This is a genomic window from Duganella sp. Root198D2 (assembly GCF_001428585.1).
In the GTDB taxonomy this organism is placed as follows: Bacteria; Pseudomonadota; Gammaproteobacteria; order Burkholderiales; family Burkholderiaceae_D; genus Rugamonas.
The window spans coordinates 222,558-246,871 of the sequence record NZ_LMIC01000049.1; the positions used below are offsets into that span (position 1 = coordinate 222,558).

Below are 24,314 nucleotides of genomic sequence, written 5' to 3' on the forward strand. Positions count from 1 at the left end.
CCGCGCCCAGGCTGGCGGCCCCAGCACCGCTTGTTGCCGGATTAGCCATCCCCACGCTATGCTGCTGGCTGTTCCGGACCTCACCGAGAAAGCCATGCACAAACTGATCCGCCATTCCCTGTGCGCCGCCGCCGGCGCTGCTGCCGTTGGCGCCTGCGCCGCGCCGGCCGACACCGTCGTCACCAAGCCAATGGACTTGCAGGACTACCTTGCGCTGAAGGGCCCTGCGCCCGACAAGCGGATCATGTACGGCACGGCGCCCAGCCAGTTTGTCGAACTGTTCAAGCCCGCCGGCCCCGGCCCGCACCCGGTGGTCGTGCTGGTGCACGGCGGCTGCTGGACCGTGCACTTTGGCGGTATCGAACAAATGCGCAATATGGCCGGCGCGCTGGCCAGGCAGGGCATCGCAGTGTGGAACGTGGAATACCGCCGTTACGACGAGGAGGGCGGCGGCTATCCCGGCATGTACCAGGACGTCGCCACCGCAGTGGACTTGCTGAAGCACGAGGCCAAGTCCAGCGCCCTCGACCTGGGCCGCGTTGTCGCGGTCGGCCACTCCGCCGGCGGCCATCTTGCGCAGTGGGCCGTTGCGCGCCACAAGCTGCCCGAATGGAGTCCCGCCTGGGCGCCACAGCCTTTGAAGATCGGCACCGTGATCAGCCTTGGCGGCCTGGCCGACCTGCGCAACGAAGCAGCCCTGATCCGCCGCACCTGCGACCGCGAGACGGCGCAAATCGCCGGCACGCCAAGCGCCCGGCGCCCCGACGTTTTTGCCGACACCTCGCCGGCCGAAATGCTGCCGGCCGGCGTGCGTACGGTGCTGATCCACGGCGAGCATGACGACATCTCGCCCACCGTCACCGGCGAAAACTACGCCCGCCGCGCGCGTGCAGCCGGCGACAGCGCCGAGGTCCTGGTACTGCCCGGCGGCAGCCACTACGACGAAGTCTCGGCCGACTCGAAAGCCTGGGCAATCGTCAACGCCCAGGTCAGGAAAGCGCTCGGACTCTGATGGAAGCAATCCTGTTTGTCGGCATCCAGGCCTCCGGAAAGTCGACGTTCTACAAAGAGCGATTCTTCAATTCCCACCTCCGCATCAGCAACGACCTGCTGAAAACGAAGAACCGGGAAAAGCTGATGTTCGCGCTGTGCTTTGACACGGGTATGCCGCTGGTTATCGACAACACCAATGCCAGCAAAGAGGTGAGGGCGCGCTATATCGCGCTGCTGAAGGAGCAGGGCTACCGCATCAAGTGCTACTACTTCAAGAGTGATCTGGAGCGGTCGCTCGAATGGAACGACCAGCGCCAGGGAGCCGAATGCATCCCCCGGGCCGGCATCTTCAGCACCCACAAGCGGCTGGAAATCCCCAGCCCGGACGAGGGCTTTGATGAGTTGTTTTACGTTGACTGGATAGGCGGCCAACGCGTCGTAAAGGAATGGAATAGTGAAGTTTGATGAACTCGACGAATCCATGCGCGTGTACGAAACCGCGCATGACCAGTGCGTCCTGCCCGGCATTTATATGGTCGCCCGCATCGACGGCCGGAGTTTTACGCGGCTGACCAAGGAGCTTGCCGGTTTCGAAGCGCCGTTCGACGTGCGCTTTCGCGACTTGATGATCGAAACCACCAGGCACCTGATGAATTGCGGATTCAAAGTCATGTACGGCTACACCGAGAGCGATGAAATCTCCCTGCTGTTCGACCCGGATATCAATGTATTCGGCCGCAAGACCCGCAAGTACAACTCCATCCTGGCCGGCGAAGCCTCCGCCAAATTCAGCCTGATGCTGGGGCAGTTGGGCGCCTTCGATTGCCGGATTTCGGAACTGCCGACGAAGCGGCTGGTGGTCGACTATTTCCGCTGGCGTAATGAGGACGCCCACCGCAACGCCCTGAATGCGCACTGCTACTGGATGCTGCGCAAGGAAGGCGTAGACCCCAACAGTGCAGCCGCAACGATCGCCGGCAAATCGCTGGCCGGCAAGAACGAGCTGCTTTTCAGCCGCGGCATCAACTTCAATGAACTGCCGAACTGGCAGAAGCGCGGCGTGGGCCTCTACTGGGGCGTCGAAGAGAAGGCGGGCTTCAACCCCAAGGACAATGTACCGGTCGTGTCGCAGCGCCGCGCAATCGTGACGGACCTGGAGCTGCCGATGCGCGGCGAGTACAGCACCTTCGTCGCCAACCTGCTGGAAAACGCTTAGCCCTGCCAGGCTTACTTATTCCGCGGCGGGTACTTGATCGCGTTGAGCTGGATTTTTTCCAGCGCCGCCGCGTGCAGGTCGACATCGAGCTTGTCGGCGATCTGCACCAGGTAAAGCAGCACGTCGGCCAGCTCCTGGCGGATCGCTTCCTGCTGGCCTTGCGCCAGCTCGCCGGCGCGGCCGGTCGGCAGCCACTGGAAATGCTCGGCCAGTTCGGCCACCTCCACCGACAGCGCCATCGCCAGGTTTTTCGGCGTGTGGTACTGCTCCCAGTCGCGCGCGGCGGCAAAAGCGCGGGTGCGCTCGCGCAGGTCGTGCAGCGCGTCGCTCATGCCGCCTTTTCCATGAATACGCTCAAAGGATCGTCGCGGTAATCGCCATACGGTCCGCGTACCCGGTAGCCCAGGCGTTCGTACAAACCGATCGCTTCCGGCTGCGACGGCCCGGTCTCCAGCATGAACTGGCGGCAGCCGCGCGCCAGCGCTTCCGTCTCCAGCATGCCGAGCAGGCGCTGTGCCACGCCCTGGCCGCGCGCTGAAGGATGCACGAACATGCGCTTGACTTCCCCGTATTCCGGCGTCACCACGATGGCGCCGCAGCCCACCGCCGCGCCATCGATATTGCGCGCCACCGCGAACAGCACATTGGGCTGCAGCAGGGAATTCATGTCGAGCGCATATACGCTCTCCGGTGGATACAGCGATAGCTGGTAGGCGTCCAGCAGGTCGATCAGGGCCACGACTTCGGGCTGGTTGGGGGTCTCGAGTTTGATGTCCATCGCCCAATGGTATCATCCCTGCGCCGCCAGACCGGGGTCGGTCCGGGGCGAGACATGTCTAAGGATAACCATGAAATCGCTAGTTCCTCACGCCATTACACTGGCAGTCAGTGCACTTGTCGCCACCAGCGGCATCGCGGCCGACAACAGCGCCATCACCCCGCGCGCCGAAAACCCTTACCTGAGCCAGGTCGATGCCGCCGCCCGCTCCGCGCGCGTGTCGAATGTCGCCTATGTCCTCGACTTCACGCTGACCGGCCAGGAGACCTTCAGCAACACCACCACCGTCAATTTCGACCTGCAGGACAACGCGCAGCCGCTGACGCTGGACCTGGACAAGGCCAGCATCAAGCGCCTGGTGGTGAACGGCAAGCCGGTCGCCGCGCCGCAGTACAACAACTGGTTCATCACGCTGGCCGCCGCCGACCTGAAGGCCGGGCGCAACAGCGTGACCGTGGAATTCGAGCGCAAGCACAGCACCAACGGCGAGGGTCTGCACCGCATGGTCGACCCGGTCGACGGCCGCGTGTATACCTACTCGCACTTCGAGCCGGCCGCCGCGCACCAGATGTTCGCGCTGTTCGACCAGCCTGACCTGAAGGCGACCTACCAGGTCAATGTGAGCGCACCTGCCGACTGGACCGTGGTGTCCACCGCGCGCGAATCCAAGGTGGAAGACGTCGCCAGTTCGCCCGACACCAGGCGCTGGACCTTCCCGGTCTCGAAGATCCTCAGCCCGTACAATTTCTCGCTGCACGCCGGACCTTACAAGGTGTGGGAGGACGCCACCAGCGCCAAGTACCCGATGCGCCTGTTAGCGCGCCAGTCGGTGGCCGACCAGGTCGACCCGGCGCCATGGTTCGAATACACCAGGCAGGGCCTGGCCTGGTTCGACGACTATTTCGGCATCCCTTACCAGTACGGCAAATACGACCAGCTGCTGGTGCCGGACTTCCTGTACGGCGCGATGGAAAACGCCGGCGCCGTGACCTTTGCCGAACACTCCTTCCTGCACAAGGACAAGATGTCCAGCGCCGAGAAGCACGAGCTGGCCAGCGTGATCATGCACGAAATGGCGCACCAGTGGTTCGGCGACCTGGTCACCATGCAGTGGTGGAACGGCCTGTGGCTGAACGAGAGCTTTGCCTCCTTCATGGGCACCCTGGCCACCGCCGAAGCCACCGAATTCAAGGACTCGGCCTGGCAGTATTTCTACGCCCAGGGCAAATCGGCCGCGTACGTGATGGACCAGCGCGTCACCACGCACCCGATCGAAACCCCGGTGCCCTCGACCGCCAACGCCTTCGACAATATCGACGCCATCACCTATTCCAAAGGCGCCTCCACCCTGAAGCAGCTGCGCCACCTGCTGGGCGAGGAAACCTTCCGCAAGGGCGTGCACAACTACCTGGTCAAATACCAGTGGAAGAACGCCAGGCTGGATGACTTCATCGGCAGCCAGGCCGAAGCGGCCGGGCGCGACCTGGGGCAGTGGACCCAGGACTGGCTGTACCAGCCGGGCGTGAACACCATCACCGCCAGCTACAGCTGCAAGGCCGGCAAGGTCGACGCCTTCAGGCTGCAGCAGACGGCCGTGGCGCAATTCCCGACCCTGCGCGAGCAGCGCGTGCAGCTGGCCCTGATGCAGAAGACGGGCAAGCAGCTGACGATCTCCAGGGTGCTGCCGGTGACCTACAAGGGCGCCAGCACCGAGGTGGCGGAACTGAAAGGCGCCGCCTGCCCTGACCTGGTCTACCCGAACTACCAGGACTGGGGCTTCGTGAAAGCCAAGCTCGATACGCGCTCCTTCGCCACCGCGCGCCAGGACGTCAGCAAGGTGGACGACAAGCTGCTGCGCACCATGCTGTGGCACAGCATGTGGGACAACGTGCGCGACGGCGCGCTGCCGCTCAACGAATTCCTCGACACGGTGCTGCTCAACGCGCCGCTGGAAAAAGACTACGTGCTGCTGGGCGATGTACTGGGCAAGATGGGCCAGTCGATCCGCTACCTGCGCACCATGTCGAGCGACGGCGCCTACACCCGCACCGTGGTGGGCCGCCTGGAAAAGATGGCCTGGGCGCAGTCCAGGGCCAGCAAGGGCGACTTCCAGCGCCGCTGGTTCAGCGCCTACCTCGGCACCGCCGGCAGCCAGGAATCGCTGCAGCGCATCGCAGCCATGCTCGATGGCCGCGAAAAGCTGGCTGGCCTGACCCTGAGCCAGGACGTGCGCTGGGACATGATCGCGGTCCTGAACCGCAAGGATTATCCGGGCGCCGAAGCGCGCATCGCGGCCGAGCAGGCCAAGGACAAGTCCGACAGCGGCGAACTGGCTGCGGTGGCGGCGCAGGCTGCGCGTCCGGACGCGAAGGTGAAGCAGGAATGGCTGGCGAAGATCGGCGACACCCAGAGCAAGCTGCCGTTCTCGCGCATCCGCACCGCGATGCACGCGCTGTATCCGTCTTCGCAAGTGGCGCTCAATGAGCAAAGCGCGGCAGCCCGCCTGGCGCAGTTGGCCCAGCTGGACAAGTCGGCTGGCCCGGTCTTCATGCGCGATTATGCCGGCGCCATGATCCCGGCCACCTGCACCGCTGCCAGCGTGCAGCGCCTGGCCGACAGCGCGCAGGCCAACCCGGGCCTGAGCGCCGGCACCCGCCGTGCGCTGCTGGTGGCGCACCAGGAAGACCAGCGCTGCCTGGCGATCCGCAAAGCCTTGACCGTGAAGCTGAACTAAACCTGCACTTTGGTGGAGAGCGCGGCCTGCGCCGTCAGCAGGTCGAGCAGCGCCGGCAGCGGCGCCGGGCGGCCCAGCAGGTAGCCTTGCAGAGCATGGCAACCGTGGGCCGCCAGGAAGTCGGCCTGGGCCTGCGTCTCCACCCCTTCGGCCACCACCCGCAAGCCCATCTGGCCGGCCATGGCCAGGATGGTCTGCACGATCACCACGTCGCTGGCGTCGTCCGGCATGTCCATGATGAAGCTGCGGTCGATCTTCAGCTCATACAGCGGCATGCGTTTCAGGTACGCCAGGCTGGAATAGCCGGTGCCGAAATCATCGATCGAAAAGCGCACCCCGAGGTCGGCCAGCTGGTTCATGCGCGCCACGATTTCATCCATCCGGTCCACCAGCAGCCCTTCCGTCACTTCCAGGATCAGCAGCGCCGGCTCCATGCCCTGCTCCTGCAAGATTGTGCGCACCTGCTGCACGAAGTCGGGCTGGCGGAATTGCTGCGGGCTGACGTTGACCGACAGCGGCAGCGACAGTCCCAGCACCGCCATGCGCTGCTGCGCCAGGCAGGCCTGCTTCAGCGCCCATAAGCCGAGCGGCCCGATCAGCCCCGCTTCTTCCGCCAGCGGGACGAAGATGGCCGGCGCCACCATGCTGCCGTCGTCGCGCTCCCAGCGCATCAGCAATTCGGCGCCGTGCAGCCGTCCCAGGCAATCGAACTGCGGCTGGTACACCACGTGCAGCCGCTCCTGCTCGATGGCCTGGCCCAGTTCGCGCTCCAGCGTCAGGCGCCGTTCGAGCTCGGACTGCATGGCCGCTTCGAAGAAGGCAATGCCGTTGCGCCCGGCGCCCTTGGCGCGGTACATCGCCGTATCGGCTTCGCGCAGCAGGTCGTCGGCCTGCTGGCCGTGCTTGGGCAGCAGCGTGACGCCGATGCTGGCCGAACAGCCGTAGCCCTGGCCGGCGATCTCGAATTCCTGCGCCAGGGCGGCGCGGATCTTTTCCGCCACGCCCTGCGCGGCGCTGCTGGCCGCCGCCAGGTCCGGCGCCAGGTGCGCCAGCAGCACCACGAATTCATCGCCGCCGATGCGCGCCACGGTGTCGCTTTTGCGCACCACCTCTTCCAGGCGCTGGGCGGCCAGGCGCAGCAGGTGGTCGCCGGTGGCATGGCCGCGCGCATCGTTGATGGTCTTGAAGCGGTCGAGGTCGACAAACATCACGGCGCTGAACACGTGCTGGCGTTCGGAACTGGCCAGCAGGCCGGCCAGCCGGTCCAGCAGCAGGCGCCGGTTCGGCAGCCCGGTCAGCGGATCGTAGAAGGCCAGCTGCTCGCCCTCGGCCAGCGAGCGTGCCAGGTGGCGCAGCAGCACGCCGCAGCTCATGGTCAGGATGCCGGCGATAAACAGGTAATTCAGGGCCACGATGGCGGCGCGCACGGCGTGGTCGTCGGCCAGGCCCATGACTGCCGGATCGGGCGCCGGCGCAAAGCCGGTCAGCACGATGGCCACGGCGCCGGCCAGCAGCAGCCAGACGGCCGGCTTCAGCCCCACCAGCAGCGCGGCCAGGCAGGGCACGGCCAGCAGGTAGGTGTGCGCCACCGGGCCCACCTGCAGCATCAGCGCCACGCCGACTGCGAAGGTGATCAGCAGGAATTGCATGGCGCGCAGCGGGTAGGACACCACCTCCTGCAGCCGCCACAGGGCCGCCAGCCAGGACAGCGCGACCAGGTCCACCACCACCACGCCCCACAAGCCTTCGCGCAGCGACTGCGCGATGCTGGGGATGGCCGTGGCCAGGCCCAGTACCAGCACGACCTGGACCAGGCGGGCAAAGATTTTTTCGCGCCAGTGGGTGATCTGGTCGGGGGCAGCCATGCGCTTGCTTCCTTGCTCTAAGGAACCTTGATAGTACGCCCTATGGCGCCCCGTGTCACCGCCGCCGGCGTAGCGCGTGTGTGACTATTTGATAGAATTTTTGATATGCCTTTCTTATAAAATCGGCCGTTTCATTCAATAATTAGGGGATCTCCGTATGAAGACCAAACTGTTCGCGGCCGTGGCGGCCATGGCGCTGGCCGGTTGTGCCGGCACCCAACCAACCCTCGGCGGCGGCAGTACCGTGGCCACCGGCAGCGCCGGCGGCGCCACCGCCGCCAACGCCAGCACCCAGCTGGAGAAATGCGACCGTCCGCTGGGCACCCTGTCGGTGGTGGAAGACCGCAGCATGCCGTGGTTCCAGCAACTGAGCCAGTACAAGCTGGGCTCCACCACCCCGGTGCTGCGCATGATGATCCAGCAGTCGAACTGCTTCGTGGTGGTGGAACGCGGCGCGGCCATGGACCATATGATGGGCGAGCGCGCGCTGGAAAAGTCCGGTGAAATGCGCGCCAACAGCAACTACGGCAAAGGCCAGATCGCGGCGGCCGACTACACCATGAGCCCGACCATCACCTTCAGCCAGAAAGGCACCTCCGGCGTCGGCGGCGCACTGGGCGGCCTGGGCCTGATCGGCAGCGTGGCCGGCATGGTGGCCGGCAATATGAAGACCAATGAAGCGTCGACCATGCTGCTGATGATCGACAACCGCTCCGGCGTGCAGCTGGCGGCAGCCGAAGGCAGCGCCAAGAACACCGATTTCGGCATGTTCGGCGCCATGTTCGGCGGCGGCGCGGCAGCCGGTGCCGGCGGCTACACCAACACCCCGGAAGGCAAGATCCTGGTGGCGGCCTTCATGGATTCGTACAACAACGTGGTGCGCGCAGTGCGCAACTACAAGCAGCAGGAAGTAGCGGGCGGCCTGGGCACCGGCGGCGCGCTGGGCGTGCAGGGCGGCACCACGGCGGCGTCGCAGCAGCCGGTCGCTGCGCAGTCGCAGACCCCGTCGTCGAAAACCAAGGCCAAGAAGAAGTAAGCGGCCATGCTTGCCGGGCGTACGCTACGCCCGGCAAATTGCCAGCAGCGCCTGGCATTGCTATAGTGCTCCGTTGCAGTCCTGCGCGGAGCTTTTCCTTGAACACCCAGACCATTCCAGACACCGCCGCGCCAATCCGGGTGCTGCTGGTGGACGACCATCCCATGCTGCGCGCCGGCCTGGCCGATGCCATTGCCGGCCAGCCCGACATGCAGGTTGTGGCCGAAGCCGGCGACGGCCAGCAGGCGATTGCCGCCTGGGCCTCGGTGCGCCCCGACCTGGCCATCATGGACCTGGCCATGCCCGGCATGTGCGGCCTGGAGGCGCTGCAGGCGATCCGCGCCCGGTTTCCGGCGGCGCGCATCGTGATGCTGACCACCTTCGGCGGCGACGCCCAGGTGCGGCGCGCGCTGCAGGCCGGCGCCAGCGGCTTCCTGCTGAAAAGCAGCCTGCGCAAGGAGCTGGTGGGCATGATCCGCGCCGTGCACGGCGGCCAGCGCTACATCTCGCCGGAAATCGCGCAGCAGCTGGCCAGCCACCTCGGCGCCTCCCTGCTCAGCGAGCGTGAAGTCGAAGTGCTGCAATGCGCGGCGGCCGGCAACGCCAACAAGCGCATCGCCGTCCTGCTGGCGATTTCCGAAGAAACGGTGAAGGCGCATATGCGCAGCATCCTGGCCAAGCTCGATGCCAACGACCGCACGCACGCCGTCACCATTGCCCTAAAGCGCGGCATTATCGCTCTTTGACAGCAGCGCCATCGCCAGCAGCAGTGCGATGGCCGGCAGCAGGCCGACCCCCATGCCCCAGCGCGAAGCCAGCGCACCCGTCACGCAGCCCGCCGCAAACGCCAGCACGCCGCCGCCCAGCGCCGCCAGCGCCGGGCGCTGCTCGCCGCCGGCGCGGTCCAGGCAGTCGATCACCAGCTGCGTGACGTTGCCCGTCATGACGGTGCTGGCCGGCAGCTTCGCCAGCAGCAGCTTGCCGTAGCCGTTCTGCGCGCCCATGGCGGCGGCGCACAGCAGGCCGGCCGCCATGTCCCAGCGCGCCGCGGCGGCCGCCGCCAGCAGCAGCGCCGCCTGCAGCACGTGGGCCGGGCGCAGGGCGTTGGCGCCGCCGCGCTGGCGCCGGCGCACCAGGGCGCGCACCGCGACGATGCCGGCCACGAAGGCGGGGAAGGCGAGCAGCTTGAGCAGCACGTCATTGCCCGGCGCCACCAGCTCCTTCCCGAGCAGCACGAAGTTGCCCGTCACGTGGGCCGTAAACAGCCCGTGCAGGGCCACGAAGCCCAGGGTATCGACATAGCCGCCCAGGAAACTCAGGGTCGTTCCGCGTGCCATGGCCCCCCCTTGCCTGACTTGGCCGCCAGGTCATGCCAGGCCACCAGCAGGAAGCCGCCGGCCAGGCCCAGGTGCTCGTAAAAGCTGTTGGCGGCCATGAAGCGCTGCATGCCCGCCATCTCCCAGTAGCGGTTGGCGATCAAGCTGGCCGCCACCGTGAACAGGGCCAGCCAGGCTGCGCCGAGCCAGCGCAGGCGCCCGCTCAGGACCATGGCCGCCGCCCCCAGCTCGCCGCCGATCACCAGCAGCGCCAGCGGCGCCGCCGGCTGCAGGCCGAAGTGCTGCATTTCGCCGACCGCGCCGCCGAAGTCCAGCAGCTTGTTCAAACCGCCCTGCAGGTAGGCCGCGCATAGCAGGAGCAGGGCCAGCCAGTGCAGGACGCGTAGCGGGCGCGCCACGTCACACCGCCCAGCAGGAGCAGCCCAGCGCGCCCCAGAACGACTTCAGGTCGGCGATCGGCAGGGAACGGGTCCACGCCGTGGCGTGCTGGTGGCCGTGCATGCCGCACTGGCTGGAGCAGGCGCAAGCCGCCGCCGCTGCCATGGCAGCCGTGCGCGCATGCCCGGCAGTGCCGCCCTGCGCCGCGCGCGCCGCGGCGCCCGGCAGCGTGCCCCAGGCGCCATAGCCGCCATACTGGCGCACTGGCGACCAGTCCGGCATGGCGGGCGGCATGGGCGGATCAAACGCGGCAAATGGCCCGGCGCCGTACACCACCTTGCCGCCGACCACGGTCAGCAGCGAGGTGGTATCGGCAATCTCGTCCTCCGGGCAGCGCAGGAAGTCGCGGTCCGGCACCATCAGGTCGGCCAGCTGGCCGGCCGCGATGCGTCCCTTCTTGCCTTCCTCGTTGGAGAACCAGGTGACGTTTTCGGTCCACATGCGCAGCGCCGCTTCACGCTCCAGCAGGTTGCGCTGCGGGTAAAGCCGCATGCCGCCCACCGTGCGCCCGGTGCTCAGCCAGGACAGCGAGACCCACGGGTTGTAGGACGCCACGCGTGTGGCATCCGTACCGGCCGATACCTTGACGCCCGATTCCAGCATGTACTTCACCGGCGGCGTCGCCTCGGCCGCTGCCGCGCCGTAGCGCTCGACGAAGTACTCGCCCTGGTACGCCATGCGGTGCTGCACCGCCACGCCGCCGCCCAGGGCCGCGATGCGGTCGATCGACTGCGGCGAGATGGTTTCCGCATGGTCGAAGAACCAGTGCAGGCCATCGAGCGGCATGTCGCGGTTGACCTTCTCGAACACGTCCAGTGCGCGCGAGATGGTCTCGTCATAGGTGGCGTGCATGCGCCACGGCCAGCGGTTCTGCACCAGGATGCGGATCACGCCTTCCAGGTCGTCTTCCATATTGGCCGGCATGTCCGGGCGCGGCTGGCGGAAGTCTTCGAAGTCGGCGGCCGAGAAAGTCAGCATTTCGCCGGCGCCGTTGTGGCGGAAATAGTCGTCGCCCTGCTGGTACTTGCTGCTGGCCGCCCAGTGCAGGAAGTCGTCCTTTTCCTGTTTGGGCTTTTGCGTGAACAGGTTGTAGGCCAGGCGGATGGTCAGCTCGCCGGCATCGGCCAGTTGCTGGATCACCTGGTAGTCCTCGGGGTAGTTCTGGTTGCCGCCGCCCGCGTCCAGCGCGCCGGTCACGCCCAGGCGGTTCAGCTCGCGCATGAAGTGGCGCGTCGAGTTGAGCTGGTATTCCGGCGGCAGTTTGGGCCCCTTGGCCAGCGTGGCGTACAGGATGGATGCATTCGGCTTGGCCAGCAGCAGCCCGGTCGGATTGCCGGCGCTATCGCGCAGCATCTGGCCGCCCGGCGGCTCCGGCGTATCACGGTTGTAGCCCACGGCGCGCAGCGCGGCGCCATTCAGCAGGGCGCGGTCGTACAGGTGCAGGATGAAGACCGGCGTATCGGGTGCCGCGGCATTCAACTCCTCGATGCTCGGCAGGCGCTTTTCCACGAACTGGTGTTCGGTGAAGCCGCCCACCACGCGCACCCATTGCGGCGCCGGGGTGTTTGCCACCTGGGCGCGCAGCATGGCCATGGCGTCGGCCAGCGAGCGTACGCCGTCCCAGCGCAACTCCATATTGAAGTTCAGGCCGCCGCGGATCAGGTGCAGGTGGTTGTCGATCAGGCCGGGCAGCACGCGCCGGCCTTGCAGGTCGATGACGCGGGTCTGCGCACCGGCCAGCGGCAGGATCGCGCGCGCCGCGCCTACATGGGAAAAACGGCCGCCGCTGACGGCGACCGCATCGGCCTCGGGCTGGCTCTTGTCCAGCGTCGTAAAGCGGCCGTTATGGAGTATCAGCTCCGGTGCAGCAGTCATTGCGTGTCCTCCTTCTTGCCGGCGCATGGCAGTTGGCCGAAACAATGCGGCTTGACCTGTCCATGCAGCCAGGATACCTGCTGTTGCTTCGGTGCCAGCCACTGGCGAACCAGCGGCGGCACCTGTTCTCCCAGCAGGATGCCGAGCAGCCCCACCAGCGCCACCACGGGCGGCGCCGGCGAGCGCACGTTCAGCACGCCGTACAGGATGCCGGCCAGCAGGCCGGCACCCAGCGAGAGAAGATAAATCTTCACTGGCCTTCCTTGGCGTGGAACATGGTCTGCGCGTAGATGATGCCCAGGCCGTAGGCGCCGCCGAATTTCTTGGCGATGCCGGTGGTCAGTTCATAGGTGTCGGTACGGGCCCAGTCGCGCTGCAGTTCCAGCAGGTACTGCAGCGAAGTCATTGGCCGGGCGCCGGCCTGCACCATGCGCTCCATGGCGCGTTCGTGCGCTTCGGCCGAGACGTCGCCGCAGGCGTCGGAAATCACGTACACCTCGAAGCCCTGGTCCAGCGCCGATAGTGCCGGGCCGACGATGCAGACGCCGGTCCACAGGCCGGCCAGCACGATGCGCTTTTTGCCGATGGCGTTGACGCGCCGGATCACGTGCTCGTCTTCCCAGGTGTTCATCGAGGTGCGGTCGGTGATTTCCGCGCCGGGGAAGGCATCCTTGATCTCGTCGAATACCGGGCCGGAGAAGCTCTTCTCGGCCACGGTGGTGACGATGGTCGATACCTTGAAGCCGGCCGCGGCATGCGCCACCAGGGCGGCGTTGTTACGCAGCTGCACGGCGTCGATCGAGTGCGTGGCGAAGGCCATCTGCGACTGGTGGTCGATCATGATCAGGGTGTGGTCTTGCGGCGTGAGCAGCAGGGCGCCGGCGGTGGCTTTGGCAGTAATGGTCATGTTGTTTCCTTTTAGTGAGTTACCAGAGTGGGCGCAGCTTGTCGAGCGCGGCGGACACGCCCGCGCCGTAGGCTTCATCGGCCTTGTTGCAGTTTTCAATGTGGCGCTGCTGGATGTGCAGCGGCACCCCGGCCAGCGAACGCGCGGTGTTGTCGAACAGTGCCTGGCGCTGCTCCTGGTCCATCAGGCGGAACAGGGCGCGCGGCTGGCTGTAATAGTCGTCGTCGGCGCGGTGGTCCCAGCGCGCGGCGGCGCCTTCCAGCGCCAGCGGCGGCTCGGCGAAGGCGGCTTGCTGCTGCCATTCGCCTTTCGAGTTCGGCTCGTAGCCAATGCTGCCGCCCTGGTTGCCGTCGACCCGCATGGCGCCGTCGCGGTGGTAGCTGTGGAACGGGCAGCGCGGCGTGTTGACCGGGATTGCGTGGTGGTTCACGCCCAGCCGGTAGCGCTGCGCGTCGCCGTAGGCGAACAGGCGCGATTGCAGCATGCGGTCGGGCGAGAAGCCGATACCCGGCACCACGTTGGCCGGCGTGAAGGCGGCCTGCTCGACGTCGGCGTGGTAGTTGTCCGGGTTGCGGTTCAACTCCAGCACGCCCACCTCGTGCAGCGGGTAGTCCTTGTGCGGCCAGACCTTGGTCAGGTCGAACGGGTTGAAGGCTGCCTGCGCCGCCTGCTGTTCCGTCATCAGCTGCACCTTCAGCGTCCAGCGCGGGTATTCGCCGCGCTCGATTGCTTCATACAGGTCGCGCTGCGAGGATTCGCGGTCTTTCGCGATCAGCGCTGCCGCCTCTTCGTCGCTCAGGTTGACGATGCCTTGCTGGCTGGCGAAGTGGAACTTGACCCAGTGCCGTTCACCCGCGGCGTTGATGAAGCTGAAGGTATGGCTGCCGAAGCCGTGCATGTGGCGGTAGGAGGCAGGGATGCCGCGCTCGCTCATCACGATGGTCACCTGGTGCAGCGCTTCCGGCAGCAGGGTCCAGTAGTCCCAGTTGTTTTCGGCGCTGCGCAGGTTGCTGCGCGGGTCGCGCTTGACGGCGTGGTTCAGGTCGGGGAACTTGAGCGGGTCGCGCATGAAGAACACCGGCGTGTTGTTGCCCACCACGTCCCAGTTGCCTTGCTCGGTGTAGAACTTGACCGCGAAGCCGCGGATATCGCGTTCCGCGTCGGCCGCACCGCGTTCGCCGGCGACGGTGGAAAAGCGCGCAAACACTTCGGTCTTCTTGCCGACGGCGCCGAACAGCGCCGCCTTGCTGTAGCGCGCGATGTCGTGCGTGACGGTGAAGGTGCCGAAGGCGCCCGAGCCCTTGGCGTGCATGCGGCGCTCCGGAATCACTTCGCGGTGGAAGTGGGCCAGCTTTTCCAGGTGCCATACGTCCTGCAGCAGCATGGGCCCGCGCGGGCCGGCCGTTTCCACGTTCTGGTTGTCCGCGACCGGCGCGCCGGCTGCGGTAGTCAGTTTGCGGTCCATGGATTAGCCCTTGATGAAGGCCAGCAGGTCGGCGTTCAGCCTGTCCTTGTGGGTGTCGGTCAGGCCGTGCGGCGCGCCGGGATACACCACCAGCTTAGCATTTTTCAGCAGTTTTGCTGCCGCCTTTGCCGATGCGTCGATCGGCACGATCTGGTCGTCGTCGCCGTGCAGTACCAGCATCGGGATATCGATCTTTTTCAGGTCGGCGCTGAAGTCGGTTTCCGAGAACGCCTTGATGCAGTCGTAGGTGTTCTTGTGGCCGGCCATCATGCCCTGCATCCACCAGGCGTTGATCATGCCTGGCGACGGTTTGGCGCCCGGGCGGTTGAAGTTGAAGAACGGGCCGGAAGCGATGTCCAGGTAGAGCTGCGAGCGGTCCTTCAGCGAACCGGCGCGGATGCCGTCGAACACTTCCATCGGCAGGCCGCCAGGGTTGGCGGCGGTTTTCAGCATCTGCGGCGGCACGGCGGAAATCAGGCCGGCCTTGGCGATGCGCTTGCTGCCGTGGCGCGACAGGTAGCGCGCCACTTCGCCGCCGCCGGTGGAGAAGCCGAACAGCGCTGCATTTTTCACGTCCAGCAGGTCCAGCAGCTGCGCCAGGTCGTCGGCGTAGTGGTCCATGTCGTTGCCGTCCCATGGCTGGCTGGAACGGCCATGGCCGCGGCGGTCGTGCGCGATGGTGCGGAAGCCGTGGTCGGCCAGGAACAGCATCTGCGATTCCCAGCTGTCGGAGTTCAGCGGCCAGCCGTGGCTGAACACCACCACCGGGCCGTTGCGCGGGCCCCAGTCCTTGTAATAGATTTCCACACCGTCGCGGGTGGTGAAAGTGCCTGAGGTGCGGCCGGCGGCAGCACTGCCTTTGGCGGCTGCGGGCGCGGCGGAAGCGGAGAAGGACGCGCCGGCGGCGGCGACGGCGGTGGCGGCACCCAGCAGGACGTTGCGGCGGCGGTTGCTGATAGGGGATGGCATGGTCTGTTTTTCTTTCTTAATGTGGTTAAAACGCACTTGAAAGAATAGCCAGACCAGGCCGCGGCCGAATCGCCCATCCGGGGGCGTAGGCACTACCTCTTTTGGGGGAGGCGGCGCCGGCGCTTCAGGCGTAGGCCTGCTGCGCCGGGATCACCAGGCGCACCGCCACGCCGCCCTTCGGCCCGGGTCCGATGTCGATCTGCCCGCCCAGGCGCACGATCCGTTCGCGCATGCCGGTGATGCCCCAATGCCCGCTCTTGCCGTGCTGCGCGAGGATGGCATCGAGGCCGATGCCATCGTCGCGGGCTTCCGCCAGCAGGGCTTCGTCACTGAAGCTCAGGCGCACCTCGATATGCGCCGCACCGGAGTGGGCCACGCTGTTCAGCACGGCCTCGCGCAGCACGCTGGCCAGTTCGGCGCACGTGTCGCTGCGCAGGTGGCGCGGCTGGCCCACAACAGTGCAGCTCAGGCGCTGTTCGGCGCCCGGCGCCGCCTGCGCGGCGGCGTGGCGCAGCGCCGCGAACATTTCATCGGCATCCTGTGCACGGCGCAGTTCCATCACTTCGTCGCGGGTGGTGACGACCAGCGATTCCGCGTAGTCGAGCGCACTGCCGACCATTTTCTGCAATTCCGGCTGCTGCCCCAGCTTTTGCTCGACCAGGTGGAAGCGCAGCAGCAAGGCCTGTACTGCCTGCAGCAGGTTGTCGTGCAGCGAACGCGCAATCCGGCTGCGCTCCTGCAGCGTCGCGTCCAGGCGCAGCGCTACCTGCTGCTCCGCGCGGCGCTGGATGATTGCCACACGCCAGCGGTACAGCAGCACGCCTGCCACCAGCAGCGCCAGGGCGCAGGCCAGGCGGAACCAGCTGGTCTGCCAGAAAGCCGGTTCGATCTCGAAGCGGAACTGGGCGCCTTCGTTGTTCCACACCCCATCCTCATTGGCGGCGATGACATGGAAGCGGTAGCCGCCGGGCGCCAGGTTGGTGTACTGCACCCGCCGCTCCAGGCCGGCTTCGCGCCAGCCGCTGTCGACGCCATCGAGCCGGAACTTCAGGCGCACCCGTTCCGGGATCGACAGGGCGGTGGCAGTGAATGCCAGCTCGATGGCCGTGGTGCGCTGCGGCAGCAGCAACTGGTCGGTGGGATGGTACTCGCGTTCAGCCGTGCGCAGCGCTTGCAGCAGAACGGTTGGCGCGCGCGTATTGCGCGGGATGATGGCAGGATCGATCCAGCCGGCCTGCGTCATTGTCGCGTAATACAGCCGGCCGTCCTGCGCCAGCGCCAGCGAGGGCAGTGGCCGCGATTGCGCGGCCATGCCGTTGATGCCGTCCTCGAAATTGAACAGCTCGGACTCCAGCGCCTGTGCCGGCGCGGCCCAGAAGCGCGCCAGCGCTTGCTGCCTGACGCGATGCAGGCCGGCGTTGCTGTGCATCCAAAGGCTGCCTTGCCGGTCCAGCAGCATGCCGGTGATGCGCTGGAAGCCGCCGCCTTGCTGCAAGCGCAGCGGGTGCGCCGTGCCGCCTTCGACCCAGGCGACCCCGAGGTCGCCGCCCACCAGCATTTTGCCGCCGGCGTCCAGCAGGGAAAGCACATTGCCCACCTGCAGTCCGGCGCTGGCGGGCAGCAGCCTGGCCGCGCCAGGCGTCAGCTCGGCCAGGCGGCTGTTGGTCAAACCGAGCCAAGTCCTGCCCTGGCCGTCGGTCAGCATGCAGGTTGGCATCGGCTCCTCGATGCCGTGCAGGCGCTGGTCCGGGCGCCACTGCCCCTGCTCGAACGTCCACAGGCCGTTGCGTGAAATGGCTACCAGCAGGCGGCCGCCAGATTCTGCCGCCAGCGCCTGGATTTCGTAACCGCGGCCCAGGTCCGGCGGCAGGGCCCAGCGCTGCCGGACATCGCCATGGAATTCCCACAGTGCGTCCGCGGAGCCGACCCAGACATGGTCGGGCGCCAGGCGCAGCAGGGCGCTCGGGCCATCGATTTCGGTTTGCAGGCGGCTGCCGTCAGGCCTCAGTCTTGCCAGCGGGGACCTGTTGGCCCCGAGCCACAGCTCCTCCCCGAAACCCTGCTGCGCCAGCCAATAGAAGGCATTGGACGGCGACTCCAGGCGGTGGAAGCGATGGCGCCGCAGGCGCTCGATGCCGCCCGGCGTGATCAGCCACAGGTTGTCTTCGCGGTCGATGGTGATCTTGTCGAATTGCGCCTCGCGCCCCATGGCGCTGGTGAACAGTTCGGCCGCCCGCAGGATGCCGGCGCCGTCGCGCGCCAGCCGCACCAGTCCGTCCACACGCGTGGCCCACAGTGTGCCATGCGGCCCGGACACCGGTGGCCCCTGGTATAGCTGCGGCTGATCGTAGCGCTCCTGGCGCTGCGTGGGCTGGATGTCGAGCACCTGGACTTGCTGGCCCGGCGCCATTACGAACAAGCCATCCATGCGCCAGGTGACCCGCGACTGTGGCGGCACCGGCACCTGGACGAAGCGTTGGCTGCCGAGCGGGCGCACATAGTATTCGGCGCCGACTTTCGCCCACAGCCGGCCGGACTGGTCGTGCTTGACCATATTCACCGAGCCCTTTGGCAGCGAGTCCTGGCCCACCGGCAGCCACTGGCCGTCCTGCCGCATCACCAGGCCACTGCTGGTGGCGACATACATATGACCGTTGTTGTCGGTGCTGATGCTGAGCACAGAGCCGCGTGGAAAACCCTGGCCGGCCACATAATGCGTGGCATGCCCCGGCGTGAAGATGCTCAAGCCGCCGAAGTAGTAACCGACCGCCAGGCCGCCCGTCACCTTGCGCATGGCCATGATGTTGTTCGATGGGAGCGCATGGCCATACACCTTGTCCATCTGGCGGAAACGTATGCCGTCAAAGGTGTACAGTCCCACGGCGGAGCCAAACCACAGCAGGCCTTCGTCGGTCTGGGTCATGTTCAGGGCTTGCTGCGGTGCGCCGTCGGCTTGCGTCCAGCGTCGCCGCTCAAAGCTTTGCCCGTCCGGATACAGTTGCTGCGCCTGGACGGCCAGTGCAATCATACTGCCCAGCAGCAGCGCCCAACGATGTAACCCCATGCCTCAACCCGCGATTCGCAAAAGGCGCATCTTACCCGGAAGCGGGGCTTCATGCCGGGGCGGCGAACGGTTACAGGCGGGCCAGCTGCGGCCCGTCTTTCGGTCCCAGCCAGGTGGCGGCGAAGCGCTTGCGGGTGGCTGCCGCCGCCGCCTTGTCGCCGCGCTTCTCATACACCTCGAGCAGGCCGCGCAGGGCCCAGCCGTTGCTTGGTGTTCTGGCAAACGAAGCGCGGAAGGCCGCTTCCGCTTCTTCCAGCTTGCCCGCCTTCAGCAGCGCCGCCCCCAGCGACTGGCGCACCGGGTAGTACCAGTAGGGCGGCTCGGTATAGGGCAGCGCATCCTGCGCCGCGACCGCCTGCGTGAACAGCGCGATCGCGCCCGCCAGCTCGCCCTTGGCTTCGGCCAGCTTGCCCGCCGCGACCAGGCGCGCGGTGCGCACGATATCGGCGCCCGGCACGCCCCAATCGAGCAGCGGCTTGAAGTCGGCCTTCTGCTCGATGACGGCAATGCTGTCGACCTCGCGCCGGCCCTCGTCCCACATGCCCTTGCGTGCAAAGCCGACGGCGCGCGCGTAATGCCACATCGCGCGCAGCAGGACGAATTCCTCGCCGGGGGCGGGCAGGGCCAGCAGGGTTTCCGCGCTGCTGAATTGCACGTGCGCGAAATAGGGCGCGGCGCGCACCGGCTGCATCGGCGGAATGGCGCGCAGCAGCTCGGGGCTGATCGATCGCTCCAGCCTTTGCGTGGCTTGCAGCGCCGCCTTGCCGTCGCCGCCCATCAGCGCCGACACCATCGCGAAGTGAATGTTGTGCGGGTAGTAGGCACCCTTGTACACGGCGTCGCTGGCGGCAGCGCGGAAGTATCTTTCGTCGATGGCAATGGCGTCGAGATTCGACTGCAGCGCGTCCTTGTACAGGCCGACGCGGTAGTAGATGTGGGACGGCATGTGCACGATATGGCCGGCGCCGGGAACCTGCCTGGCCAGCTGGCGCGCATAGGGCAGGGCTTTTTCCGGGTGGGTCGAGGCTTCCATCGCGTGGATGTAGTAGTGGATGGCGCCGGGGTGGCTGGGATTGCGCTCCAGCACCCGCTCCAGCGCATCGACCAGTTCGCGCGTACGCCCCTTGGGGCTGGCGCCGCCGGCCTCCCAGTAATCCCAGGGCGACAGGTCCATCAGCGCTTCGGCAAACAGTGCCTGTACCGTGTCGTCGTTGGGGAAGCTGCGTGCCGCTTCGCCCATGGCTGCCGCATAAGCCTGGTCCAGCGGCGCGCGGTCGGCTGGCGCCTGCGCGGCATAGCGCTGGTTGACGGCGCGTACCAGCGCCTGTTCCAGCGGACTGGCGCTGTTGGCTGCCGCTGCTGCGCGCTCGGCTGCCGCGAATGCGGGCGCCGCCATTTCGGGCAACATCGGCGCGTTGATGTTCGGTCCCAGCACCAGCGCCTCGCCCCAGTGGCACATGGCGCACTGCGGGTCGGCCTGCTGCGCGGCGCGGAAGGCGCGCGCCGCCTCGGCATGGTTGAAGGAAAACAGCAGCCGCAAGCCCTGGTCGAAATAAGCCTGGGCGCGCGGGCTGCGCGTGGTGATCGAAAAATGCAGCTTCCCCAGGTCCGTGTACAGCGGCGGCGGACCGGCATCATTGGGCTTGCGCGCCTGCTGCACCGGTTTGAAGGGCGCCGTTTCGCTTGGCGCCGCCATGGCCAGCAGCAGCGGGCGTCCGCCGGCTGGATTGGCGCACCATGCGCCATCCAGCAGCGGATCGAAGACCGGCTCGCGGACCGCCTGCGAACCGGCGGGCAGGGCGCCGGCCGCCAGGCACAGCATCAAAGGCAGGGCACGGGCGGTCGGCATGTCGGCTCTCCTGGCTAGTGGTGCAACGGCTTGCCGGCAGCCTGGCCGGTGGTGGCCGGGTGCAGGGCGTGTTCCAGCTTGCTGGTGTCGTAGTAGGCGCGCAGCGAAGCGACTTTATCGCCGCTCATCTTGAAGACATGGACGAAAGGATTGTCGTAGGCGATGCCCGTGCTGCGCGCAATCCAGCTCGAGTCGCCGGTGACCACCACGGTATCGCCTTCCTGCACCATGGTCTTGGGCTCGAGGTAGGTGCACTGCGTGGTTTCATTCAACTTCACGAAAAATTCGGCTATTTGTTGCTTGCCTTGATAGCTGCCGCCTATGGGCAAGTAGTCGGAGTCGGGATTGATCATCTCCGCATCGTCGTTGTAGCGTTCGAGCAGGCCTTTCAGGTCGCCTGCCGCGTAGAGCTTGTAGCCTTCCATGATGAACTTCTTGGTGTCCATACATCCCCCAATTACCGGCACCTGCAGCGGCATGCCGCAGGCTGCCGATCAGATAAGCCTAGTACGCAGCGGGCAGATGTCAAGCTCAGCGCGGGGTGCCGAATACCTGGGTCCAATAGGCTGCCGGGCGCTTGCTGCGGCGGATGCCGACGCCGGCGCCGAACTCGGTGAATCTGGGATTCATCAGGTTGCGGCAATGGCCGGGACTATTGATCCAGCCGGTCACTGCTTCCTGCGCACTGGTCTGGCCGCGCGAGATGTTTTCGCCGACATGGCGCCAGCGGTAGCCTTGCGCTTCGGCGCGCTGCGGCACCTCGTTGCCCTGCTTGTTCTTGTGGGCGAAATAGTTTTGCTGTGCCATGTCCTCGCTATGGGCCTGCGCCGCCTCGGCCAATTGCTGGTTCCACGCCAGCGGCGGCGCGGCCTCCATCCAGCTGTCGCCGCATTGGCGGGCTTCGGCACGGGCGGCATTGGTGGCCTGGAACACCTGGCGCGCCGCGGCGGCAGTGTCGGGCAGCAGCTCGAGCGGATTTGGTGTTGGCGCCGCCAGCACGACGGTCCATTCATTGCCCGCGCGGTGGGCTCCGATATCGCGGTAGCGTGTGCTGCCCAGGGTGGCGCAATACGATTCGCGCAAGGCCTCGAAGGCGCTGCGGGCATCATTGGGGCCTTCCACATTGACCGCGTCTGCAATTTCCGGATCGTAGCCGGCGCTGTCGAGCGTGGCCAGCAGGATGACGCCAGGCCGCAGCGCAATGCGCGACAACACAGGCTTTGGCGTCAGCACCGGGACGGCGCGGCGCAGCTTGCCCTGGCAAGTGGCGGGGGCGGCACGCCAGGCATTGACCATGGCTGCCAGTTGATCCGCATCGCCCGCGTGGGCGGCCGGAAGCTGCGACGCGCATGCGCTTGCGAGAATGATAAGCCTTTTCATGCGGCCACTATACGCGCTCTGCTAAACTGCCGGCAACAGAGGAGTTAAACATGGTTTCGTTGCAAGAACAATTGATGAAGGCTGGCCTGGTCGACAAGAAGAAGGTCAACAAGGCGCAGCAGGACAAGTCCAAGCAGCACAAGGAAGAACTGCGCAGCGGCAGCAAGGCCGTGGACCAGTCGCGCGAGGCCGCCGTGGAGCAGCAGCGCAAGAATGCCGAGCGGGCGCGCGAACTGAATGCGCAGCGCGACGCGGCCGCCGGCCAGAAAGCCGTCATGGCCCAGGTGATCCAGATGGTGCAGCAGCACCGCCAGCCGAAGGGCAATGGCGATGTGGCCTACAACTTCACCATCGGCAGCAAGATCGAGCGTATCTATGTCGCGGACAAGGTGCAGCAGCACCTGGTCAACGGCCGCCTGGTGATCGTGGTGCTGGACGGCGTGGCCGAACTGGTGCCGAAAGTGGTGGGCGAAAAGATCGCCGAGCGCGCGCCGGAAGTAGTGGTGGCCGTCAAAAAGGCCGCCGGCGAGCAGCCGGCGGAAGACGATCCTTACGCCGACTACAAGATCCCGGACGACTTCACCTGGTAAGCAGCACGCCGGCCTGGGCGGACACGGTGAACGGCACCGTCGCTCCGCCATAGCCGGCCCAGTTGCGCAGGTCGAAGCTGCCGCCGCCCGCCATGCGCTGGCCTTGCAGGTTCAGGTAAGTCAAAGGCTGCTTCGGCTTGCACACCTGCGGCAGCCCGACCGATTGCAGGAAGGTGACCGCGCCGGCGCCAACCCGCGTGCCCTTGCCGTCCTCCACCAGCAACGCCGTTTCCACATCGACCCCGATGCCGCGCGCCATGGGGGCCCAGCCATCGTCGACGATGCGGGCCATGAACGCTACCAGGCGGCCCAGGCGCGCGCGCGTGTCGAAGTGGGCGTCGGTGATCACGCTGCCCAGGTCGGGCAGCAGCAGGAAGTCGCGCTCCAGCGTCATGCGCTTGTCGAAGGGATCGGCCAGCGCTTCATCCGAGGTGATGCTGCCGTTCAGCGCAGCAAAGCCGAAGCGCCCCATCAAGGCCAGGCCGGCGCTGGTGCCGCCGATCGGGATTTTGCGCCCGGCCAGTTCCTGGATCGCCGCCTGCACCGGCGTACCTTGCCAGAAATTGATGTAATCCGACTGGTCGCCGCCGGCGATGAACAGTTCTTCCGCATTGCGTATGCGCTCGATCACGAAAGGATCGCTGGCGGCCTCGCGGCTTGGAATCACCAGCGTTTCCACCGACCGCGCGCCGCCCATGGCGAAGATATAGGGGTTGTAAGCGTCGCTGCCGCGGCTGCGGATCACGACGAAGTTGCCGCCGCCGCCTTTCTGCATCATCCAGGCAAAGGCGGCATCGACATCCGGCCCGCCGCCCATCAGCACCAGGCTGGATTTTTTCGGCTGCGGCAGGATCACGTTGGTGGCGTCGCCCAGCGCGTAATACTGGTAAGGCTTGCCGGCGTAGGCGGGGGCAGCCAGCGCGGCGGCCAGCAGCAGGACAACAGCGAACAGGCGGTGGAGGCGTAGCATGGCGATGCTCCCTGGCAAGGTGAATCGTGCCCAGCTATTCTACGCCCGTCATTTGCAGGAAATTAGCCGCGGGCCGGAATATTCAGGCCGCGCGCCACAGCCGGGCGGTCGACGAATGCGCCCAGCACGCGGCGCACGTTGGCGAACTTCTCGAAGCCAACCAGCTCGCCCGCGCCGTAGTACTCCACCAGGTTGCGCACCCACGGGAAGATGGCGATATCGGCGATGGTGAACTGCTCGCCCATGATCCACTTGCGCCCTTGCAGGCGCTGGTCCAGCACGCCGAGCAGGCGCGCCGATTCGTTGATGTAGCGGTCGCGCGGGCGCTTGTCTTCGTATTCCTTGCCGGCGAATTTGTGGAAGAAGCCGACCTGGCCGAACATCGGGCCGATCCCGCCCATCTGGAACATCACCCACTGGATGGTTTCATAGCGCGCCGCGGCGTCCTGCGGAATCAGCTTGCCGGTTTTTTCTGCCAGGTAGAGCAGGATCGCGCCCGATTCGAACAGCGGCAGCGCTTTGCCGCCCGGGCCGTCCGGATCGATGATGGCCGGGATCTTGTTGTTCGGGTTCAGCGACAGGAACTCCGGCGACATCTGGTCATTGGTGTCAAAGCTGACCAGGTGCGGCTCGTAGGCGAGGCCGATCTCTTCCAGCATGATCGATACTTTGACGCCGTTCGGCGTCGGCAGGGAATACAGCTGCAGGCGCTCAGGGTGCTGCGCTGGCCATTTGGCGTTGATAGGGAAGTCGGTAATGCCAGTCATGCTCAAGCTCTCCCGGTTGGACAATGAACCGCGATTATGCGTTATTCCGGTTTTTCATGCCCGGAGCGGGGTATTATTGCC

General features: G+C 66.4%; 23 protein-coding genes. 7 read left to right on the top strand and 16 right to left on the bottom strand.

Annotated features, from left to right (window positions below; translation table 11 throughout):
* Positions 1–94: 94 nt before the first annotated feature.
* Genes ASE26_RS26480 through ASE26_RS26490 form a run of 3 tightly spaced genes read left to right on the top strand, consistent with a single transcriptional unit; the run spans position 95 to position 2,209 of the window.
* Positions 95–1,012, top strand: a complete 918-nt coding sequence (locus ASE26_RS26480) for an alpha/beta hydrolase (protein WP_082591488.1) — start codon at positions 95–97, stop codon at positions 1,010–1,012.
* Positions 1,012–1,458 carry an ATP-binding protein gene (locus tag ASE26_RS26485; protein ID WP_055938168.1) on the top strand — a complete coding sequence of 149 codons (447 nt, stop codon included), beginning with the start codon at positions 1,012–1,014 and terminating at the stop codon, positions 1,456–1,458. The genes ASE26_RS26480 and ASE26_RS26485 overlap by 1 nt, the downstream gene beginning before the upstream one ends.
* Positions 1,448–2,209: a tRNA(His) guanylyltransferase Thg1 family protein gene (locus ASE26_RS26490; protein ID WP_055938170.1), complete on the top strand. Its 762-nt coding sequence runs from the start codon at positions 1,448–1,450 to the stop codon at positions 2,207–2,209. The genes ASE26_RS26485 and ASE26_RS26490 overlap by 11 nt, the downstream gene beginning before the upstream one ends.
* 11 nt (positions 2,210–2,220) lie before the next feature.
* Here the strand turns inward: ASE26_RS26490 and ASE26_RS26495 are convergent, their stop codons facing one another.
* Positions 2,221–2,541, bottom strand: coding sequence for a nucleotide pyrophosphohydrolase (locus ASE26_RS26495; RefSeq protein ID WP_055938174.1), 321 nt, complete (start codon positions 2,539–2,541; stop codon positions 2,221–2,223).
* Entirely contained in the window at positions 2,538–2,987 is a 450-nt protein-coding gene (locus ASE26_RS26500) for a GNAT family N-acetyltransferase (protein ID WP_057247225.1), read from the bottom strand. The genes ASE26_RS26495 and ASE26_RS26500 overlap by 4 nt, the downstream gene beginning before the upstream one ends.
* Positions 2,988–3,057: 70 nt before the next feature.
* On the opposite strand from ASE26_RS26500, the gene pepN reads away from it, so the two are divergent.
* Positions 3,058–5,721, top strand: coding sequence for an aminopeptidase N (gene pepN, locus ASE26_RS26505; protein ID WP_057247226.1), 2,664 nt, complete (start codon positions 3,058–3,060; stop codon positions 5,719–5,721).
* Here the strand turns inward: pepN and ASE26_RS26510 are convergent.
* Positions 5,718–7,586 (bottom strand): bifunctional diguanylate cyclase/phosphodiesterase, encoded by a 1,869-nt coding sequence (locus ASE26_RS26510; protein ID WP_055938182.1) that lies wholly within the window; start codon positions 7,584–7,586, stop codon positions 5,718–5,720. The two genes, pepN and ASE26_RS26510, sit on opposite strands and share 4 nt — an antisense overlap.
* Before the next feature lie 157 nt (positions 7,587–7,743).
* Between ASE26_RS26510 and ASE26_RS26515 the strand changes: the two genes are divergently transcribed.
* Positions 7,744–8,622 (top strand): CsgG/HfaB family protein, encoded by an 879-nt coding sequence (locus tag ASE26_RS26515; protein ID WP_055938185.1) that lies wholly within the window; start codon positions 7,744–7,746, stop codon positions 8,620–8,622.
* Between the two features lie 113 nt (positions 8,623–8,735).
* The gene (locus tag ASE26_RS26520) at positions 8,736–9,368 is read left to right on the top strand and encodes a response regulator transcription factor (protein ID WP_082507609.1); all 633 of its coding nucleotides are present in this window, start codon (positions 8,736–8,738) and stop codon (positions 9,366–9,368) included.
* On the opposite strand, the gene ASE26_RS26525 is transcribed toward ASE26_RS26520, so the two are convergent.
* The 11 genes from ASE26_RS26525 to ASE26_RS26575 form a co-directional block, all read right to left on the bottom strand.
* The gene (locus tag ASE26_RS26525; RefSeq protein WP_057247227.1) at positions 9,342–9,959 is read right to left on the bottom strand and encodes a YoaK family protein; all 618 of its coding nucleotides are present in this window, start codon (positions 9,957–9,959) and stop codon (positions 9,342–9,344) included. The two genes, ASE26_RS26520 and ASE26_RS26525, sit on opposite strands and share 27 nt — an antisense overlap.
* Entirely contained in the window at positions 9,938–10,357 is a 420-nt protein-coding gene (locus tag ASE26_RS26530; RefSeq protein ID WP_055938191.1) for a DoxX family protein, read from the bottom strand. Before ASE26_RS26530 ends, ASE26_RS26525 begins: the two co-directional genes overlap by 22 nt.
* Position 10,358: 1 nt before the next feature.
* Positions 10,359–12,272, bottom strand: coding sequence for an amidohydrolase (locus ASE26_RS26535; protein WP_229207307.1), 1,914 nt, complete (start codon positions 12,270–12,272; stop codon positions 10,359–10,361).
* Positions 12,269–12,526 (bottom strand): DUF1427 family protein, encoded by a 258-nt coding sequence (locus ASE26_RS26540; protein WP_055938197.1) that lies wholly within the window; start codon positions 12,524–12,526, stop codon positions 12,269–12,271. The genes ASE26_RS26535 and ASE26_RS26540 overlap by 4 nt, the downstream gene beginning before the upstream one ends.
* On the bottom strand, positions 12,523–13,179 hold the full coding sequence (locus ASE26_RS26545; RefSeq protein WP_057247228.1) for a hydrolase: 657 nt from the start codon (positions 13,177–13,179) through the stop codon (positions 12,523–12,525). The genes ASE26_RS26540 and ASE26_RS26545 overlap by 4 nt, the downstream gene beginning before the upstream one ends.
* Before the next feature lie 19 nt (positions 13,180–13,198).
* Positions 13,199–14,644 (bottom strand): catalase, encoded by a 1,446-nt coding sequence (locus ASE26_RS26550; protein WP_055938204.1) that lies wholly within the window; start codon positions 14,642–14,644, stop codon positions 13,199–13,201.
* A gap of 3 nt (positions 14,645–14,647) precedes the next feature.
* A complete protein-coding gene (locus tag ASE26_RS26555; protein WP_057247281.1) occupies positions 14,648–15,613 on the bottom strand; it encodes an alpha/beta fold hydrolase in 966 nt (321 codons plus the stop codon).
* A gap of 124 nt (positions 15,614–15,737) precedes the next feature.
* Complete coding sequence (locus ASE26_RS26560) at positions 15,738–18,677, bottom strand: sensor histidine kinase (RefSeq protein WP_057247229.1); 2,940 nt, start codon at positions 18,675–18,677, stop codon at positions 15,738–15,740.
* Between the two features lie 70 nt (positions 18,678–18,747).
* Entirely contained in the window at positions 18,748–20,526 is a 1,779-nt protein-coding gene (locus tag ASE26_RS26565; RefSeq protein WP_229208213.1) for a lipopolysaccharide assembly protein LapB, read from the bottom strand.
* Between the two features lie 14 nt (positions 20,527–20,540).
* Positions 20,541–20,972 carry a nuclear transport factor 2 family protein gene (locus ASE26_RS26570; RefSeq protein ID WP_055938215.1) on the bottom strand — a complete coding sequence of 144 codons (432 nt, stop codon included), beginning with the start codon at positions 20,970–20,972 and terminating at the stop codon, positions 20,541–20,543.
* An 85-nt stretch (positions 20,973–21,057) separates the two neighbouring features.
* Positions 21,058–21,906, bottom strand: coding sequence for a CAP domain-containing protein (locus tag ASE26_RS26575; protein WP_055938218.1), 849 nt, complete (start codon positions 21,904–21,906; stop codon positions 21,058–21,060).
* A gap of 50 nt (positions 21,907–21,956) precedes the next feature.
* Here ASE26_RS26575 and ASE26_RS26580 point away from each other — a divergent pair, with 50 nt between their 5' ends.
* Positions 21,957–22,496 (top strand): DUF2058 domain-containing protein, encoded by a 540-nt coding sequence (locus ASE26_RS26580; RefSeq protein WP_055938220.1) that lies wholly within the window; start codon positions 21,957–21,959, stop codon positions 22,494–22,496.
* On the opposite strand, the gene ASE26_RS26585 is transcribed toward ASE26_RS26580, so the two are convergent.
* Positions 22,486–23,466, bottom strand: coding sequence for a cyanophycinase (locus ASE26_RS26585; protein WP_055938223.1), 981 nt, complete (start codon positions 23,464–23,466; stop codon positions 22,486–22,488). The two genes, ASE26_RS26580 and ASE26_RS26585, sit on opposite strands and share 11 nt — an antisense overlap.
* Before the next feature lie 62 nt (positions 23,467–23,528).
* Positions 23,529–24,233, bottom strand: a complete 705-nt coding sequence (locus tag ASE26_RS26590; RefSeq protein ID WP_055938225.1) for a glutathione S-transferase N-terminal domain-containing protein — start codon at positions 24,231–24,233, stop codon at positions 23,529–23,531.
* Positions 24,234–24,314: the final 81 nt, after the last annotated feature.

Excerpts from the sequence above, each read along its gene's own strand:
- pepN (WP_057247226.1), top strand. The coding sequence starts at position 3,058 with ATGAAATCGCTAGTTCCTCACGCCATTACACTGGCAGTCAGTGCACTT.
- ASE26_RS26535 (WP_229207307.1), bottom strand. The coding sequence starts at position 12,272 with ATGACTGCTGCACCGGAGCTGATACTCCATAACGGCCGCTTTACGACG.
- ASE26_RS26565 (WP_229208213.1), bottom strand. The coding sequence starts at position 20,526 with ATGCCGACCGCCCGTGCCCTGCCTTTGATGCTGTGCCTGGCGGCCGGC.
- ASE26_RS26525 (WP_057247227.1), bottom strand. The coding sequence starts at position 9,959 with ATGGCACGCGGAACGACCCTGAGTTTCCTGGGCGGCTATGTCGATACC.
- ASE26_RS26575 (WP_055938218.1), bottom strand. The coding sequence starts at position 21,906 with ATGAAAAGGCTTATCATTCTCGCAAGCGCATGCGCGTCGCAGCTTCCG.
- ASE26_RS26590 (WP_055938225.1), bottom strand. The coding sequence starts at position 24,233 with ATGACTGGCATTACCGACTTCCCTATCAACGCCAAATGGCCAGCGCAG.
- ASE26_RS26560 (WP_057247229.1), bottom strand. The coding sequence starts at position 18,677 with ATGGGGTTACATCGTTGGGCGCTGCTGCTGGGCAGTATGATTGCACTG.
- ASE26_RS26485 (WP_055938168.1), top strand. The coding sequence starts at position 1,012 with ATGGAAGCAATCCTGTTTGTCGGCATCCAGGCCTCCGGAAAGTCGACG.
- ASE26_RS26510 (WP_055938182.1), bottom strand. The coding sequence starts at position 7,586 with ATGGCTGCCCCCGACCAGATCACCCACTGGCGCGAAAAAATCTTTGCC.
- ASE26_RS26585 (WP_055938223.1), bottom strand. The coding sequence starts at position 23,466 with ATGCTACGCCTCCACCGCCTGTTCGCTGTTGTCCTGCTGCTGGCCGCC.
- ASE26_RS26500 (WP_057247225.1), bottom strand. The coding sequence starts at position 2,987 with ATGGACATCAAACTCGAGACCCCCAACCAGCCCGAAGTCGTGGCCCTG.
- ASE26_RS26545 (WP_057247228.1), bottom strand. The coding sequence starts at position 13,179 with ATGACCATTACTGCCAAAGCCACCGCCGGCGCCCTGCTGCTCACGCCG.
- ASE26_RS26580 (WP_055938220.1), top strand. The coding sequence starts at position 21,957 with ATGGTTTCGTTGCAAGAACAATTGATGAAGGCTGGCCTGGTCGACAAG.
- ASE26_RS26495 (WP_055938174.1), bottom strand. The coding sequence starts at position 2,541 with ATGAGCGACGCGCTGCACGACCTGCGCGAGCGCACCCGCGCTTTTGCC.
- ASE26_RS26570 (WP_055938215.1), bottom strand. The coding sequence starts at position 20,972 with ATGGACACCAAGAAGTTCATCATGGAAGGCTACAAGCTCTACGCGGCA.
- ASE26_RS26555 (WP_057247281.1), bottom strand. The coding sequence starts at position 15,613 with ATGCCATCCCCTATCAGCAACCGCCGCCGCAACGTCCTGCTGGGTGCC.
- ASE26_RS26515 (WP_055938185.1), top strand. The coding sequence starts at position 7,744 with ATGAAGACCAAACTGTTCGCGGCCGTGGCGGCCATGGCGCTGGCCGGT.
- ASE26_RS26480 (WP_082591488.1), top strand. The coding sequence starts at position 95 with ATGCACAAACTGATCCGCCATTCCCTGTGCGCCGCCGCCGGCGCTGCT.
- ASE26_RS26550 (WP_055938204.1), bottom strand. The coding sequence starts at position 14,644 with ATGGACCGCAAACTGACTACCGCAGCCGGCGCGCCGGTCGCGGACAAC.